The organism is Mycobacterium sp. WMMD1722 (genome assembly GCF_049315205.1).
GTDB lineage: Bacteria > Actinomycetota > Actinomycetes > Mycobacteriales > Mycobacteriaceae > Mycobacterium.
In genome coordinates this window covers 3,147,827-3,162,235 of record NZ_CP186056.1, presented here as the reverse complement: position 1 = coordinate 3,162,235, position 14,409 = coordinate 3,147,827, and the positions used below count along the sequence as shown (strand labels likewise).

General features: G+C 69.9%; 12 protein-coding genes and 1 pseudogene. 10 read left to right on the top strand and 3 right to left on the bottom strand.

The window, feature by feature from the left end; all coding sequences use genetic code 11:
* Positions 1-5: 5 nt before the first annotated feature.
* Together ACN27E_RS15210 and ACN27E_RS15205 are read left to right on the top strand one after the other, a co-directional pair.
* On the top strand, positions 6-902 hold the full coding sequence (locus ACN27E_RS15210) for a hypothetical protein (protein ID WP_422742660.1): 897 nt from the start codon (positions 6-8) through the stop codon (positions 900-902).
* Entirely contained in the window at positions 895-1,557 is a 663-nt protein-coding gene (locus ACN27E_RS15205; protein WP_422742658.1) for a TrmH family RNA methyltransferase, read from the top strand. Before ACN27E_RS15210 ends, ACN27E_RS15205 begins: the two co-directional genes overlap by 8 nt.
* Here ACN27E_RS15205 and ACN27E_RS15200 read toward each other — a convergent pair.
* Positions 1,447-3,039: pseudogene (locus ACN27E_RS15200) on the bottom strand (MFS transporter); the annotation flags it as partial. The gene ACN27E_RS15205 and the pseudogene ACN27E_RS15200 overlap by 111 nt on opposite strands.
* Entirely contained in the window at positions 3,036-3,578 is a 543-nt protein-coding gene (locus tag ACN27E_RS15195; RefSeq protein WP_422742656.1) for a TetR/AcrR family transcriptional regulator, read from the bottom strand. The gene ACN27E_RS15195 and the pseudogene ACN27E_RS15200, both read right to left, overlap by 4 nt.
* Before the next feature lie 84 nt (positions 3,579-3,662).
* On the opposite strand from ACN27E_RS15195, the gene ACN27E_RS15190 reads away from it, so the two are divergent.
* Together ACN27E_RS15190 and nhaA are read left to right on the top strand one after the other, a co-directional pair.
* Positions 3,663-4,817, top strand: a complete 1,155-nt coding sequence (locus ACN27E_RS15190) for a glycoside hydrolase family 76 protein (RefSeq protein ID WP_422742654.1) — start codon at positions 3,663-3,665, stop codon at positions 4,815-4,817.
* A complete protein-coding gene (gene nhaA, locus ACN27E_RS15185; protein ID WP_422742652.1) occupies positions 4,814-6,655 on the top strand; it encodes a Na+/H+ antiporter NhaA in 1,842 nt (613 codons plus the stop codon). Before ACN27E_RS15190 ends, nhaA begins: the two co-directional genes overlap by 4 nt.
* A gap of 1 nt (position 6,656) precedes the next feature.
* On the opposite strand, the gene ACN27E_RS15180 is transcribed toward nhaA, so the two are convergent.
* Positions 6,657-7,613 carry a LysR family transcriptional regulator gene (locus tag ACN27E_RS15180; protein ID WP_422742650.1) on the bottom strand — a complete coding sequence of 319 codons (957 nt, stop codon included), beginning with the start codon at positions 7,611-7,613 and terminating at the stop codon, positions 6,657-6,659.
* A gap of 36 nt (positions 7,614-7,649) precedes the next feature.
* Here ACN27E_RS15180 and ACN27E_RS15175 point away from each other — a divergent pair, with 36 nt between their 5' ends.
* Genes ACN27E_RS15175 through ACN27E_RS15150 form a run of 6 tightly spaced genes read left to right on the top strand, consistent with a single transcriptional unit; the run spans position 7,650 to position 14,406 of the window.
* Complete coding sequence (locus tag ACN27E_RS15175) at positions 7,650-8,816, top strand: XdhC family protein (RefSeq protein WP_422742648.1); 1,167 nt, start codon at positions 7,650-7,652, stop codon at positions 8,814-8,816.
* A gap of 58 nt (positions 8,817-8,874) precedes the next feature.
* Positions 8,875-9,762 carry an FAD binding domain-containing protein gene (locus tag ACN27E_RS15170; protein WP_422742647.1) on the top strand — a complete coding sequence of 296 codons (888 nt, stop codon included), beginning with the start codon at positions 8,875-8,877 and terminating at the stop codon, positions 9,760-9,762.
* Between the two features lie 2 nt (positions 9,763-9,764).
* The gene (locus tag ACN27E_RS15165) at positions 9,765-10,340 is read left to right on the top strand and encodes a (2Fe-2S)-binding protein (protein ID WP_422742645.1); all 576 of its coding nucleotides are present in this window, start codon (positions 9,765-9,767) and stop codon (positions 10,338-10,340) included.
* A complete protein-coding gene (locus ACN27E_RS15160; protein ID WP_422742643.1) occupies positions 10,337-12,733 on the top strand; it encodes an aerobic carbon-monoxide dehydrogenase large subunit in 2,397 nt (798 codons plus the stop codon). Before ACN27E_RS15165 ends, ACN27E_RS15160 begins: the two co-directional genes overlap by 4 nt.
* A 16-nt stretch (positions 12,734-12,749) precedes the next feature.
* Entirely contained in the window at positions 12,750-13,529 is a 780-nt protein-coding gene (locus ACN27E_RS15155; RefSeq protein WP_422742642.1) for an XdhC family protein, read from the top strand.
* Positions 13,486-14,406, top strand: a complete 921-nt coding sequence (locus ACN27E_RS15150; protein ID WP_422742640.1) for an AAA family ATPase — start codon at positions 13,486-13,488, stop codon at positions 14,404-14,406. The genes ACN27E_RS15155 and ACN27E_RS15150 overlap by 44 nt, the downstream gene beginning before the upstream one ends.
* Positions 14,407-14,409 lie beyond the last annotated feature (3 nt).

Below are 14,409 nucleotides of genomic sequence, written 5' to 3'. Positions count from 1 at the left end.
CGGCGGTGCGCAGGCTGTTCGCGGTCCTCACCGCAGCGGTGCTCCTCGCCGCGACCGGATGCTCGTCCGACCGGGAGCCCACCGACGTCTACGCCGCCCAGACCGCGGCGGTGGGGGAGTCGCTGGCGTTGGCGGGCTGGAACATCTCGGTGTCGAATCTGCGATTCGACGGCGACAACGTGCTCATCGACATCGACGCTTCGCACTCCGGCACCGGTCAGCCCGTCGCCCCCGAATCGCTGCGCTTCGGCCTCTATGGTGCGCTGGCCCACCCGATCGAGGCCAACGCGATCGGCGGCTGCCGCAATGTCGAGGATCTGGACATCACCCCGGTCAGCGCGCCCAGCCCGGACCGCCTGAGCGGCACCGTGTGTCTGGGGCCGCAGCGCGAGCAGAACCAGGTGCGCGGTGTCTACGCATATTCGCCCGCCGACCGGATGCCCGGGACGACGATCGCCTACGCCGCCGCGTTCCCCGTCGGCACGCCGCCCATGGAGGACCCCGAGACCGGCCTGAAGGTACAGACGACGAGCGCCGAGGGGTTCAGCGCCGACGGCGGCCAGCTCGCTCCAGCGGCGTTGGGCGATCCGCAGGCGTTCAGCGGCAACGGTTACCTGCTCCTGGGCCTGCAGATCGACGGTGCGGCCGACACCTACCGCGAGGCCGCCCGGCGCCGCGGCGGCCCGACGATAATCGTGGTCGCCCCGACCCTGCCGGCACCCGGGCTGAGCTACCAGTGTGCGGCGTACGGGGCGTCGGTGCTGGTGCTCCCCGACAGCTCACGCGGGGGCGTGTCGATCCGGGCGTCGCTGTGCACCCAGGGCGAGATCAACAAGGCGCTGCTGTATGCGAGTGCATCGATGATCGGCACCCACGCCGCCCTGTGGACCAGCGGTGACTGAGCAGATCGAACCCGGACCCACCGAATGGGGTGCGGGCCCGGGCGTGGGGCCGTGGAACCGGGAGGAGCGGGGGGAGCCGCCGGACGACCCCCGCTTCGACGCCGAACTCCTGGCCACCGGGGACACCCGCAATGTCGTCGACGCCTACCGGTACTGGACCCGCGAAGCCATCGTCGCCGACATCGACCGTCGGCGCCATCCGCTGCACATCGCGATCGAGAACTTCGGTAACGACGCCAACATCGGGGCCGTGGTGCGCACGGCGAACGCCTTTGCCGTGCACACGGTGCACATCGTGGGGCGGCGGCGGTGGAACCGGCGCGGGGCCATGGTGACCGACCGTTATCAGCGGTTGCGCCACCACGACACCACGGCCGAACTAGTCGACTTCGCGCGCGAGGCGGGCCTGACGGTCGTCGCGGTCGACAACGTGCCCGGCGCGGTCCGGCTGGAACACGTTGCGCTGCCCCGCGAGTGCCTGCTCATCTTCGGACAGGAGGGGCCGGGCATCACCGACGACGCAAAAGCCGGTGCGCGGATGACCGTGTCGATCGCCGCCTTCGGCTCCACTCGCAGCATCAACGCCGCGGTCGCGGCCGGCATCGCCATGCACACCTGGGTCGTCCAGCACGCCGATCTCGGCGCCGCCTGGTAGTTCGCCCGGCAGGCGCTGGCGCAACAGGATCCACACGGTCAGCGCCGAGGTCAGCATTAGCGCCGCGCCGACGCCGGCCGCGATGGCCAGTCCGCCGGTGAACGCGTCGCGCGCCGAGTCGAGCAGGGCCGCGGCCTGGGGCGCCGGAAGATCGCCGGCGACCTCGCCGGCGGCCGCCAGCGAATCGCGGGCGTGCGCGGCTGCTGCGCCCGAAACCCCTTGCGGAACAGTCAGTCCGCGGTACACAGCCGTGACGATCGAACCGAGCGTCGCGATGCCCAGCGCCATGCCCAGTTCATAGGCCGTCTCGGACACCGCGGCGGCCGCCCCGGCGCGCTCGCGCGGCACGCTGGCCAGGATGACGTCGCTGGCCACGGTGAACGCCAGACCCAGGCCGACGCCGACGACGAACAACGAGAGGCCCAGTTGTGGATAGGCCGTATCGGGCCGGATGGTGGTGAGCGCCGCCATCGCGAGACCGACCAGCGCGAGCCCGGTGGTCAGGACGGCGCGCTGACTCCAGCGGCGCACCGCGATTCCGGCCAGCACGCCGAATACCGTGGCGGTCAGGGCAGCGGGCAATTCGGCCAGGCCCGCACCGAGCGGGCTGTACCCCTGCACCAGCTGGAAGAACTGGGACAGAAAGAACACCAGACCGGACAGGCCGAGGACCGAGAGCAGATTCGCCGCGACGACGCCGGAGAACGCGCGGTTGGCGAACAACCGCACGTCGATCAGCGGGCTGGTCAACCGCAGCTGACGGCGGACGAACATGGTCAGCGCCGCGGCGCCCACCACGGCGGTGACCGCTGAACCGAGGTGCGGCCCGCGGGTGGCGAATTCCTTGATCGCGTAGACCAGGGTCAGGATGCCCGCCATCGACAATGCGACGCTGGGCAGATCCCACGGACCCGGTTCGGGGTTGCGGTGTTCGGGCAGCAGGAGCACCCCGCCGACGACCAGCACCGCCATCACCGGCACGTTGATCAGGAACACCGAACCCCACCAGAAGTGTTCGAGCAGCACACCACCCACCACCGGGCCGAGTGCCGCGCCGGCGGAGAATGCCGATGCCCACACGCCGACGGCGAGGCTGCGTTCGCGCGCATCGGTGAAGATGCCACGGATCAGTGCCAGTGTCGCCGGTGCGAGTGTCGCACCCGCAACGCCGAGCAGGGCGCGGGTGCCGATCAGCAGTTCCGGTGTCGGCGCATAGGCGGTGATAGCGGAGACGGCGGCGAAACCGGTTGCGCCGCAGAGCAACAGCTTGCGATGTCCGATCCGGTCGCCGAGACTGCCCATGGTGATCAGGAGGCTGGCCAGGATGAAGGAGTAGATGTCGCCTATCCACAGCAGTTCGGCGCCGGAGGTGCCGAGGTCGCGGCTGATGAACGGGGTGGCCAGTGCCAGTACCGTGCCGTCGATGCCGATCAGCAACACCGCCAGGGTGAGGACGCCAAGGGCGAGCCAGCGGCGGGTCATGAGGAGCGTGCTCCGTTCAGTAGCAGTTCGGTGATCATGTGGTCGAAGTCGCGTTCGGCGACGCGGCCGACGCGGATGGCCCAGCCGGCTCCGGCGATCAGGCTGTAGAGCGCCTCGTTCAGCCAGGCTGCCGACAGGTCGGGCCGGAATTCGCCCGCGCGCTGACCGCGGTCGAACAGGGCGGTGATGGCGGCGTCCGTCTCGGCCCAGCCCTGCATCGACTCGTCGGCGTCGAGTTCCTGACTCTGGCTGTAGAGCAGGCACAGATACGGCGCGACCGGGCGGCAGGCGGTGACCAGTCTGCGTAGCGCGTCGATGGCCGAACCCTCCTGCAGGCGCGCCGATTCGATGGCCTGACGCATGTTGGTCATCGCGAGTTCGTCGAGCGCGGCCATCAGTGCGGGCTTTCCGGCGAAGTGCCGGTGCAGGGTCGCCCGACTCACCCCCACCGCGGTGGCGATCTCGTCGACGGTGGCGTTGGGTCGCCGGCCCAGAAAGTCGGCCGCCGATTGCAGCAGCCTGTCACGATCCGTTGCCATGAGACGACTGTATCTCATGTGAGACAAATTTGTCTCATCGCTGATCGGCTGCCGTCGAACCGCTCGTTTGGCAGGATCGTCGTCATGGACCAGCTGTGGGCGAATCGCGCGGCCAGCGCCGAGACGGCGATCACCCAGCGGCATCTGCGACGGCTGTGGGCGCTGCCCGGTACCCAGCTGGGGGTGGTGGCCTGGCCGGCCGAGCGGCGATACAGCTGGTTCGGCACCTGGCACTACTGGTGGCAGGCACACCTGCTGGACTGCCTCGTCGACGCGCAGATGCGGGATCCCAACCCCGAACGGCAACGTCGGATCACCCGCCAGATCCGCGGGCATCGGCTGCGCAACCTCGGCAGGTGGACCAACGACTACTACGACGACATGGCGTGGCTGGCGCTCGCGCTGGAGCGCGCCGCCCGGCTCACCGGCGTGCAGCGACCCGGCGCCCTGCAGACGCTGGCCGGGCAGTTCGTCAACGCCTGGGTGCCCGAGGACGGAGGCGGCATCCCGTGGCGTAAGCAGGACCAGTTCTTCAATGCGCCCGCCAACGGCCCGGCCGCGATCTTCCTGTCCCGGTACGACGATCGTCTACGCCGGGCCGAACAGATGGCCGACTGGATCGACGAGGTGCTCGTCGACCCGGAGACGAAGCTGGTGTTCGACGGCATCAAGGCCGGGTCGCTGGTCCGCGCCCAGTACACCTACTGCCAGGGCGTGGTGCTGGGCCTCGAGGTCGAACTCGCGGTCCGCACCGGCGACCGGGTGCACGCCGATCGGGTCCACCGGCTCGTCGCGGCGATCGCCGAGCACATGGCGCCCGGCGGCATCCTGAAGGCCGCCGGCGGCGGCGACGGGGGCCTCTTCCACGGCATCCTCGCCCGCTACCTGGCGCTGGTGGCCACCACCCTGCCCGGGCTCGACGAACCCGACGCGGCCTGCCGCCGCACGGCCCGCGAGCTCGTGCTCACATCGGCCGACGCGGCGTGGGACAACCGGCAGTCGGTCGGGCCCGATCAGGCCGGCACCCCCCTCTTCCCGGCGTTCTGGGACCGCACCGCGCAGTTGCCGACCGCGAGCGGCCGGCAGGCGGAGTCCGTCGACGGTGCCGTCAACGCCTCGGAGATTCCCGAGCGTGACCTGTCGGTGCAGCTGTCGGGCTGGATGCTGATGGAGGCCGCGCATGCGGTGGCCGAGAGCGACTCCGCCGCCGGGATCGAGCCGGAAACCACCGGCCCGTGACCGAGGCGTTGCCGGACGAGGTCCGGTCCCTGCCCAACCGCTTCAACCGAGACCCTAAAGCGCCCAAGACGTCGGACAACCGTTCTGCGGCACTGCTACTGGGCTTCACACTGCTGGCCATCCTCTGGGCCAACTCCCCGTGGGCGCAGACCTACTCGGCGTTCTGGCATACCGAGATCGGCGTCAACTTCGGTGGCTACCACGCCGGCATGTCGGTGGGACATCTGGTCAACGACGCCCTGATGGCGTTGTTCTTCTTCATCGTCGGCCTGGAGGTGAAGGCGGAGTTCACCATCGGCGAACTGACCGACCGCTCACGGGCGGCGGTGCCGGTGGTCGCCGCGCTGGCCGGTCTGCTGGCGCCCGCCGCGATCTTCCTGGCGTTCAATGCCTCCGGACCGGATGCGCAGGCCTGGGGGGTGGTGATATCCACCGACACCGCGTTCCTGATCGGCGCGCTCGCGGTGATCAGACCGCAATTCCCGGCGCGCGTTCGGATCTTCCTGCTCACCCTCGCCGTGGTCGACGACGTCGGAGCGCTCGCCGCGATCGCAGTGTTCTACACCGACGACCTCGCGATCGCCCCGCTGGCCGTGGCGCTGGTGCTCCTGGTCGCGCTGGCCTTGGTGCGACGTCTGCCCGCCCTGCGCGGACCGGCCTATGCCGTGCTGGGTGTCGCGCTGTGGATCGCTCTGTTCTCCGCGCATGTGCACCCGACGCTGGCCGGGGTCGCCGTCGCGCTGCTGATCCCGGTGTTCACCCCGCAGCGGCGGCGGGTCGAGCAGACCGTGGATCTGGTCCGCGCGTTCCGGCAATCACCCAACCCGCACTACGCCCGCGCCGTCACGCGCGGTCTGCGCGAATCCATCTCGATCAACGAACGGCTGCAGGCCGCGGTCGGGCCGTACGTCTCGTATCTGGTGCTGCCGATCTTCGCGCTGGCGAATGCGGGGGTGCGCCTGGACGAGCAGACCGTCAGCGCGGCGCTGCGCTCACCGTTGACGTGGGGGATCGTCGCCGGCCTGGTGGTCGGCAAATTGGTCGGCATCACCGGCGCGACAGCGTTGATGCGCGCCACCGGCCTCGGGGTGCTGGCGCCCGGGCTCACCATGCGCCGGGTGGCCGGCGGGGCGGCCCTGTCCGGAATCGGATTCACGATCTCACTGTTCATCGTCGAGCTCGCCATCGACGACCCCGCCCGACAGGATCAAGCCCGCGTCGGTGTCCTGATCGCGTCGGTGTGCGCATTCGTGTTGGGCTGGGCGGTGTTCCGCATCGCCGACTGGATCAGTCCCCCCGAACCGATCGGCGTGAAGCTGCTGCGTCCGGTCGACCCGCAACGCGACCACACCCGTGGGGATCCGCATGCGCCGCTGGTGCTCGTCGAGTACGGCGACTTCGAATGTCCGTTCTGCGGCCGGGCCACCGGTGCGATCGACGAGGTGCGGGCGCACTTCGGTGACGAATTGCTCTACGTCTGGCGGCACCTGCCCCTCGGGCGGGTGCATCCACGGGCATTCGACGCCGCCCGCGCCAGCGAGGGTGCCGCTGTGCAGGGCAGATTCTTCGAGATGAGCCGGCAGCTCTTCGCCCATCAGGACGATCTGTCCTGGTCGGATATGTACCGTTACGCCGTCGCGATCGGACTGGACATCGAGCAGTTCGACCAGGACGTGCGCCAGCACCCCAGCTCGGTGCTGCACCGCGTCCAAGACGATGTGCAGGACGCCGACGAGATGGACCTGAACTCGACGCCGACCTTCTTCGTCAACGGCATCCGGCACAAGGGGCCGTGGGACGCGGCCAGCCTGATCCGTGCCCTGGAAGCCGGGCGCTGACTCAACTCCACAGCGTCACATGGACTTTGGGCTTGAACCGGGTGACGCCGACGCCGCTGCCGCGGATCATCGCCTGCGTGCAACGCGGGGTGGTGATGAACCGGAGCAGTTCGGAGGCCGCGGGCTGACGCGCCGCCGGGGTGAGGGTGGCCGCGGACCACTCGCCGGACACCTGCAGCCCCGGACTCTTGAGCTGGACCAGCCGGCCCGACGCCAGATCCTTGGCGACGGCGAAGCCGATGGTCAGGTGCACTCCGCCGGCGCGCTGCACCTCCTCGAGGGCCGCGGCGTCGCTCTGGAAGATCCGTTGCCGGCTCTCCGGAATGGCCGCCGCGCGCAGCATGGCGGCGATCTCGCCGTCCACACCGCCGGCCGAGGGGCCGAGCATCCACGGTTGCTCGCGCAGCTGCGCGAGGGTCGGCACGCCGCGGCCCAGCGGACTGTCCGCGGAGGTGACCGCGATGATCTGGTACTTCAGGAACGGCCGCGTGACGATCGCCGGCCCGGGATCGGCGGGTGGGGGGCCCAACGCGATGTCGACCGCCCGGGATTCGATGAGGTCGCGGAACCGCCCGGCGGGATGAACGGACAATTCCACCGAAAGATCGTCCGCGCGTGAGGAGAACAGTTCGATCAGCCCCGGCGCCGCGTGTTCGGCGAAAGCGGTCGACGCCGCCACGCGGAGCAGCCGCCGGCCGTGCGCGGCCTCGGTCACCTCGATGGCGGTCTGCTGCTGCAGGCCGAGGATCTCGATGGCCCGACTGGCCAGCCGCAACCCGCCCGGCGTGAACGCCAGCCCGGCGGCGGTACGACCGAACAGGGGGTCGTCGAGCTCCTTACGCAACTGCGCGACATGCATGGAGATGCCGGCGTCGGACATGCCGAGCTCCTCCGCGGCCGCGTGCACGGAACCCAACCGGACCACCGCCGAGTAGGCCCGCAATTGCGCTGGTGTCACAGTCGCCACCCTAATCGTGGGCCTACATTGGGCAACGTGAGAGACGTGCTGAACGAGTTGTCGGCGCTCTGGCGTTCCGGCTGCACCGCCGGAGTGGCCACGGTGGTGCGCACGTTCCGGTCGGCGCCGCGCCAACCCGGCGCCGCGATGCTCGTCGCGCCCGACGGCTCGGTCAGCGGCTCGGTCTCGGGCGGCTGCGTCGAAGGTGCGGTGTACGACCTCGCCACCGACGTCGTCGCCACCGGCGTCCCCGTCGTCCAGCGCTACGGCGTCTCCGACGACGACGCATTCGCCGTCGGACTCACCTGCGGCGGAATCCTGGACGTCTTCGTCGAACCGGTCTCGGCGGCGACGTTTCCGGAATTAGGTGCGGTGGCCCAGGACATCGCCGAGCACCGCCCGGTCGCGGTGGCCACCGTCATCGCCCACCCCGACCCGTCATGGGTGGGCCGCCGGCTGGTGGTGCGGCCGGGCGAGACCCCGGCGGTGGGAGTGTTGGGTTCGGCCCGGGCCGACGCGGCCGTCACCGACGACGCGCGGGGACTCCTGGCCGCCGGCCGTAGCGAGGTGCTGACCTACGGCCCCGACGGGCAGCGCCGCGGAGCCGGCATGGAGGTCTTCGTCGCCGCATACGCACCGCGGCCCCGCATGCTGGTGTTCGGTGCGATCGATTTCGCCGCCGCCGTGGCCCAGCAAGGATCGTTGCTCGGATACCGGGTCAGTGTGTGTGACGCCCGGCCGGTGTTCGCCACGGCGGCCCGGTTCCCCACCGCCGACGAGGTGGTGGTCGACTGGCCCCACCGCTATCTGGCCGCCCAGGTCGAGGCCGGGGCGATCGACACCCGCACCGTGATCTGCGTGCTCACCCACGACCCCAAGTTCGACGTGCCGCTGCTGGAGGTGGCGCTGCGCCTGCCCGCCGTCGGGTACATCGGGGCCATGGGGTCGCGGCGCACCCACGGCGACCGGCTGGCCCGGCTGCGCGATGCGGGGCTCACCGAGGCCGAACTGGGCCGGCTGTCCAGCCCGATCGGATTGGACCTCGGGGCGCGCACACCGGAGGAGACGGCGGTCTCGATCGCCGCGGAGATCATCGCGGCCCGGTGGGGCGGCACCGGCCGCCGGCTCGGCGAGACCGGCGGCCGCATCCACCATGACCAGGTCGAACACAGCGAGTTAAGCGATCCCTTAACCCGCTATTGACGCTCTGATCGGGCACGCCCACACTGAAGGCCCTTCCCACGGATGTGAGGGCGATCACATGCAGGTACCCGGTCCCTTCGAATACGAGCGCGCGACCAGCGTGGAGCACGCCATCGGGCTCCTCGACCGGTTGGGTGACGGCGCAATGATCGTGGCGGGCGGGCACAGCCTGCTGCCGATGATGAAGTTGCGCATCGCCAATCCGGAGTACCTGGTCGACATCAACGACCTGATCGGCGAACTCGGATACATCACCGTCGCCGACGGCGCCTCGGGCGCGCAGATCCGCATCGGCGCGATGACCCGGCACCGGCAGATCCTCGAATCCGGCGACCTGGCCCGGCGGTGCCCCATCTTCGCCGACGCCGAACGGGTGATCGCCGATCCGGTGGTGCGCAACCGGGGCACCCTGGGCGGCTCGCTGTGCCAAGCCGATCCTGCCGAAGATCTCACCACCGTGTGCGCCATCCTGGGCGCGGTCGTGGTGGCGCGGGGGCCGTCCGGTCCACGGGAGATACCGATCGACGACTTCCTGCAGGGCCCGTACGAAACCTCGTTGTCGCACAACGAGATCCTCATCGAAGTCCGCATCCCGGTGGCGCCGGGCACGTCGAGCGCATACCTGAAAGTCGAACGGCGAGTGGGGGACTGGGCGGTCACCGCCGCGGGCGCCTCGGTCACCCTGGACGCCGACACGATCACCGCGGCCCGGGTCGGCCTGACCGCCGTCAATCCCGATCCCGAGGCCCTCGCCGCGGTGGGCGAGGCGCTGACCGGCAGACCCGCCACCGAGGACACATTCGCCGATGCGGGCCGCCAGGCCGCCGCGGCCTGCGAACCCGTGTCCGATATGCGGGGCAGCGCTGACTACAAACGCCACCTCGCCGCCGAACTCACCGTCCACACGCTGCGCACCGCGGTGCAGCGCATCCGAGAGGGGTCCTGATCATGCAGGTGACGATGACGGTCAACGGCGAACAGGTCAGCGCCGACGTCGAACCGCGAATGCTGCTGGTGCATTTCCTGCGGGATACGCTGCGCCTCACCGGAACCCACTGGGGTTGCGACACCAGCAACTGCGGCACCTGCGTGGTGGCCGTCGACGGGGAGCCGGTCAAGTCCTGCACCATGCTGGCCGTCATGGCCGGCGGGCACGACATCCGCACCGTCGAGGGGCTCGAGGTCGACGGCACGCTCGACCCCGTGCAGGAGGGTTTCATGCAGTGTCACGGCCTGCAGTGCGGCTTCTGCACCCCGGGCATGATGATCACCGCGCGGGCACTGCTCGACCGCAACCCGCACCCCACCGAACCCGAGATCCGCGAGGCGATCTCGGGTCAGATCTGCCGTTGCACCGGCTACACCACCATCGTGCGGTCGGTGCAGTGGGCGGCCCGCCACGCCGACGGCCGGGTGGTCGAGCCCGGACCCGATGGCGACGATTTCGCACCGCAGGCCCAGACCGACGACACCCTCGGGCCGGTCGCCGGCGATCACCTCATCGAGACGGGGAGTCCCTCATGACCGCAGTCGAGGAGCGTCCGGGCGCCGAGACCGACCAGGACAACGACAAGAAGCCGTGCGGGCACGGCCGGATGCTGCGCAAGGAGGACCCGCGCTTCATCCGCGGTCGCGGCAACTACGTCGACGACGTGACGCTGCCCGGCATGCTGCACCTGGCGATTCTGCGCTCGCCCTACGCCCACGCCCGCATCCTGGGAATCGACACCTCGGCCGCCGAGGCGCATCCGAAGGTCAAGGCAGTGGTCACCGGCGCCGACCTGGCCGAAAAAGGGCTGGCGTGGATGCCCACGCTGTCCAACGACGTGCAGGCCGTACTGGCGACCGACAAGGTCCGGTTCCAGGGCCAGGAGGTGGCGTTCGTCGTCGCCGAGGACCGCTACTCGGCCCGCGACGGGGTCGAGCTCATCGACGTCGACTACGAACCGCTCGATCCGGTGATCGACGTACGCACCGCGTTGGCGCCCGGCGCGGAGGTGATCCGCACCGATCTGGAGGGCAAGACCGACAACCACTGCTTCGACTGGGAGACCGGCGATGCCGCCGCCACCGACGCCGCGTTCGCCCGCGCGGACGTCGTCGTCAAACAGGAGATCATCTATCCGCGGGTCCACCCCGCGCCGATGGAGACCTGCGGTGCGGTCGCCGATCTCGACCCGGTCAGTGGCAAGCTCACCCTCTGGTCGACCACCCAGGCCCCGCATGCGCACCGCACCCTCTATGCCCTGGTGGCCGGTCTGCCCGAACACAAAATCCGGGTCATCTCGCCGGACATCGGCGGCGGATTCGGCAACAAGGTGCCGATCTATCCCGGCTACGTGTGCGCGATCGTGGGGTCGCTGCTGCTGGGTAAACCGGTCAAGTGGATGGAGGACCGCAGCGAGAACCTGACGTCCACCGGATTCGCCCGGGACTACATCATGGTCGGCGAGATCGCCGCCACCCGGGACGGCCGGATCCTGGCGATCCGCTCGAACGTATTGGCCGACCACGGTGCGTTCAACGGCGTTGCGGCGCCGGTGAAGTACCCGGCCGGATTCTTCGGGGTCTTCACCGGCAGCTACGACATCGAGGCCGCCTACTGCCACATGACGGCGGTGTACACCAACAAGGCCCCCGGCGGGGTCGCCTACGCGTGCTCGTTCCGGATCACCGAGGCGGTGTACTTCGTCGAACGCCTGGTGGACTGTCTGGCCGACGAACTCGGGCTCGACCCGGCCGAGCTGCGGCTGCGAAACCTGTTGAAGCCGGACCAGTTTCCCTACCACTCCAAGACCGGCTGGACCTACGATTCCGGTGACTACGAAACCACCATGCGAACGGCCATGGACCTGATCGGCTACGAGCAGCTGCGCGCCGAACAGCAAGAACGTCGTGAACGCGGCGAACTGATGGGTATCGGGATGTCGTTCTTCACCGAAGCCGTCGGCGCCGGACCCCGCAAGGATATGGACATCCTGGGTCTGGGCATGGCCGACGGCTGCGAACTGCGGGTGCATCCGACCGGCAAGGCCGTGGTGCGGCTGTCGGTGCAGACCCAGGGGCAGGGCCACGAGACCACGTTCGCGCAGATCATCGCCGAGGAATTGGGCATCCCGCCCGACGACATCGACGTCGTGCACGGCGACACCGACCAGACGCCGTTCGGATTGGGGACCTACGGCAGCCGGTCCACCCCGGTCTCGGGGGCGGCCGCGGCGCTGGTGGCGCGCAAGGTGCGCGACAAGGCCAAGATCATCGCCTCCGGAATGCTGGAGGCCTCGGTCGCCGACCTGGAATGGGACAAGGGCAGTTTCCGCGTCAAAGGTGACCCGTCGGCCACGGTCAGCATCTCCGACATCGCCATGCGGGCGCACGGCGCGGGGGACCTGCCCGAGGGCATCGAAGGCGGCCTGGACGCCCAGATCTGCTACAACCCGGAGAACCTCACCTACCCCTACGGTGCGTACTTCTGCGTGGTCGACATCGATCCGGGCACTGCCGTGGTCAAGGTGCGGCGGTTCCTGGCCGTCGACGACTGCGGTACCCGCATCAATCCGATGATCATCGAGGGACAGGTCCATGGCGGCATCGTCGACGGGATCGGGATGGCCCTGATGGAGATGATCGCGTTCGACGAGGACGGCAACTGCCTGGGCGGGTCGCTGATGGACTACCTCATCCCGACCGCGCTGGAGGTGCCCAACCTCGAGACCGGATTCACCGTGACCCCGTCCCCGCACCATCCGATCGGCGCCAAGGGGATCGGCGAATCCGCCACGGTCGGTTCGCCGCCCGCGGTGGTCAACGCCGTCGTCGACGCCCTCAAACCGTTCGGTGTCCGGCACGCCGACATGCCGCTGACCCCATCGCGGGTGTGGGAAGCCATGCAGGGCCGGCCGACGCCGCCGATCTGAGAGGATGCCGATTCTGATGCGTTCCGCGGCCACCGTGCACGACCGGGCGCAGCAGCTGCTCGCCGCGCGCACCCCGTTCGTCCGCGCCACCGTGGTGCGCGCTCAGCAGCCCACCTCGGCGCACGCCGGTGACGAGGCGATCCTGTTGTCCGACGGCACGATCGAGGGTTTCGTCGGAGGGGAGTGTGCGCAGAGCTCGGTGCGCAAGGCCGCCCTCGGTGCGCTGCAGTCCAACCAGAGTGTGCTGCTGCGCGTGCTGCCCGACGGCGACGTCCATTTCCCGGACGCCCCGGGCGCGTGCGTCGTGGTGAACCCCTGCCTGTCGGGCGGAGCCCTGGAGATCTTCCTGGTGCCGCAGGTCCCCGCGCCGCTGGTGCGGGTGTGCGGTGCCACGCCGATCGCCGAGGCACTGGCCGAGGTGTGCGCTGTTCTCGGCTATGAGGTGCACCGGGATCACGGCCGGGAGCTGAGCGGGACGACTGCGGTCGTCATCGCCAGCCACGGTGGGCCCGAGGCCGAGATGATCCGCGCCGCGCTCGACGCCGGGGTCGACTACATCGGGCTCGTCGCCAGCCGGGTCCGGGGTGCGGCCGTGCTCGCGCCGTTGAATCTCACTGCCGCCGAACGGCTGCGGGTCCACACCCCGGTCGGATTGCCGATCGGCGCCCGCACGCCGGCCGAGATCGCGGTGTCCATCGCCGCGGAAGTCGTCGCGGCGATCCGCGTCGACGGTGTGGCGGTGTCCCCGCGCGATGCCGCGCCCGGCGCAGCGGAGGCCCCCCATCACTGCCACTGACCGCCCGTTCGCCGGCGTCGCCGAGGTGGTCGACCGGTTCGACCGCCACGACCACCTCCTCGACACCGGCACGGCGTCGGCGATCTATCTGGCGGTGACGCTGGGCCGGCCGCTGCTCCTGGAGGGTGAACCCGGGGTCGGTAAGACCTCTGCGGCCAAAAACCTTGCCGCGGTGCTGGGTTCGCCGCTGATCCGGCTGCAGTGCTACGAGGGGCTGTCGGCAGCCGAGGCGCTCTACGACTGGAACTATCAACGGCAACTGCTCAGCATCCGGCTGGCCGAAGCCCGGGGCGGCGGCATCAGCGAAGCCGACCTGTACACCGAGAACTACCTCGTCGACCGGCCGATCCTGCGCTGCGTGCGCCACCGCGGGCCCACACCACCGGTGCTGCTCATCGACGAGATCGACCGTGCCGACGACGAATTCGAAGCGCTGCTGCTGGAGTTCCTCGGCGAGGCGGCGGTCACCGTGCCGGAGATCGGTACCTTCACCGCCGAACACCGACCGCTGGCCGTGCTGACCTCAAACCGCAGCCGCGATCTGCACGACGCGCTGCGGCGGCGCTGCCTGTACCACTGGATCGACTACCCCGATCCGGTGCGTGCGGTGGCGATCCTGCGCCGCACCGTCTCCGGCGCCACCGCGCCGCTGATCGAGCAGGCGGCCCAATTCGTCGGTGCGGCCCGCGATCTGGATCTCGACAAACCGCCCGGGATCTCCGAGACCATCGACTGGGTGGCCGCCCTGGTCACCCTCGGTGTCGGCGACCTGGTCGCGCAGCCCGACGAGGTGCCCGCCACGCTCGGCACGCTCGCCAAGACCCCCGACGACCGGGTGACGCTGGGCGAGGCGTTCGCCGGATACAGCCCGAGATAATCG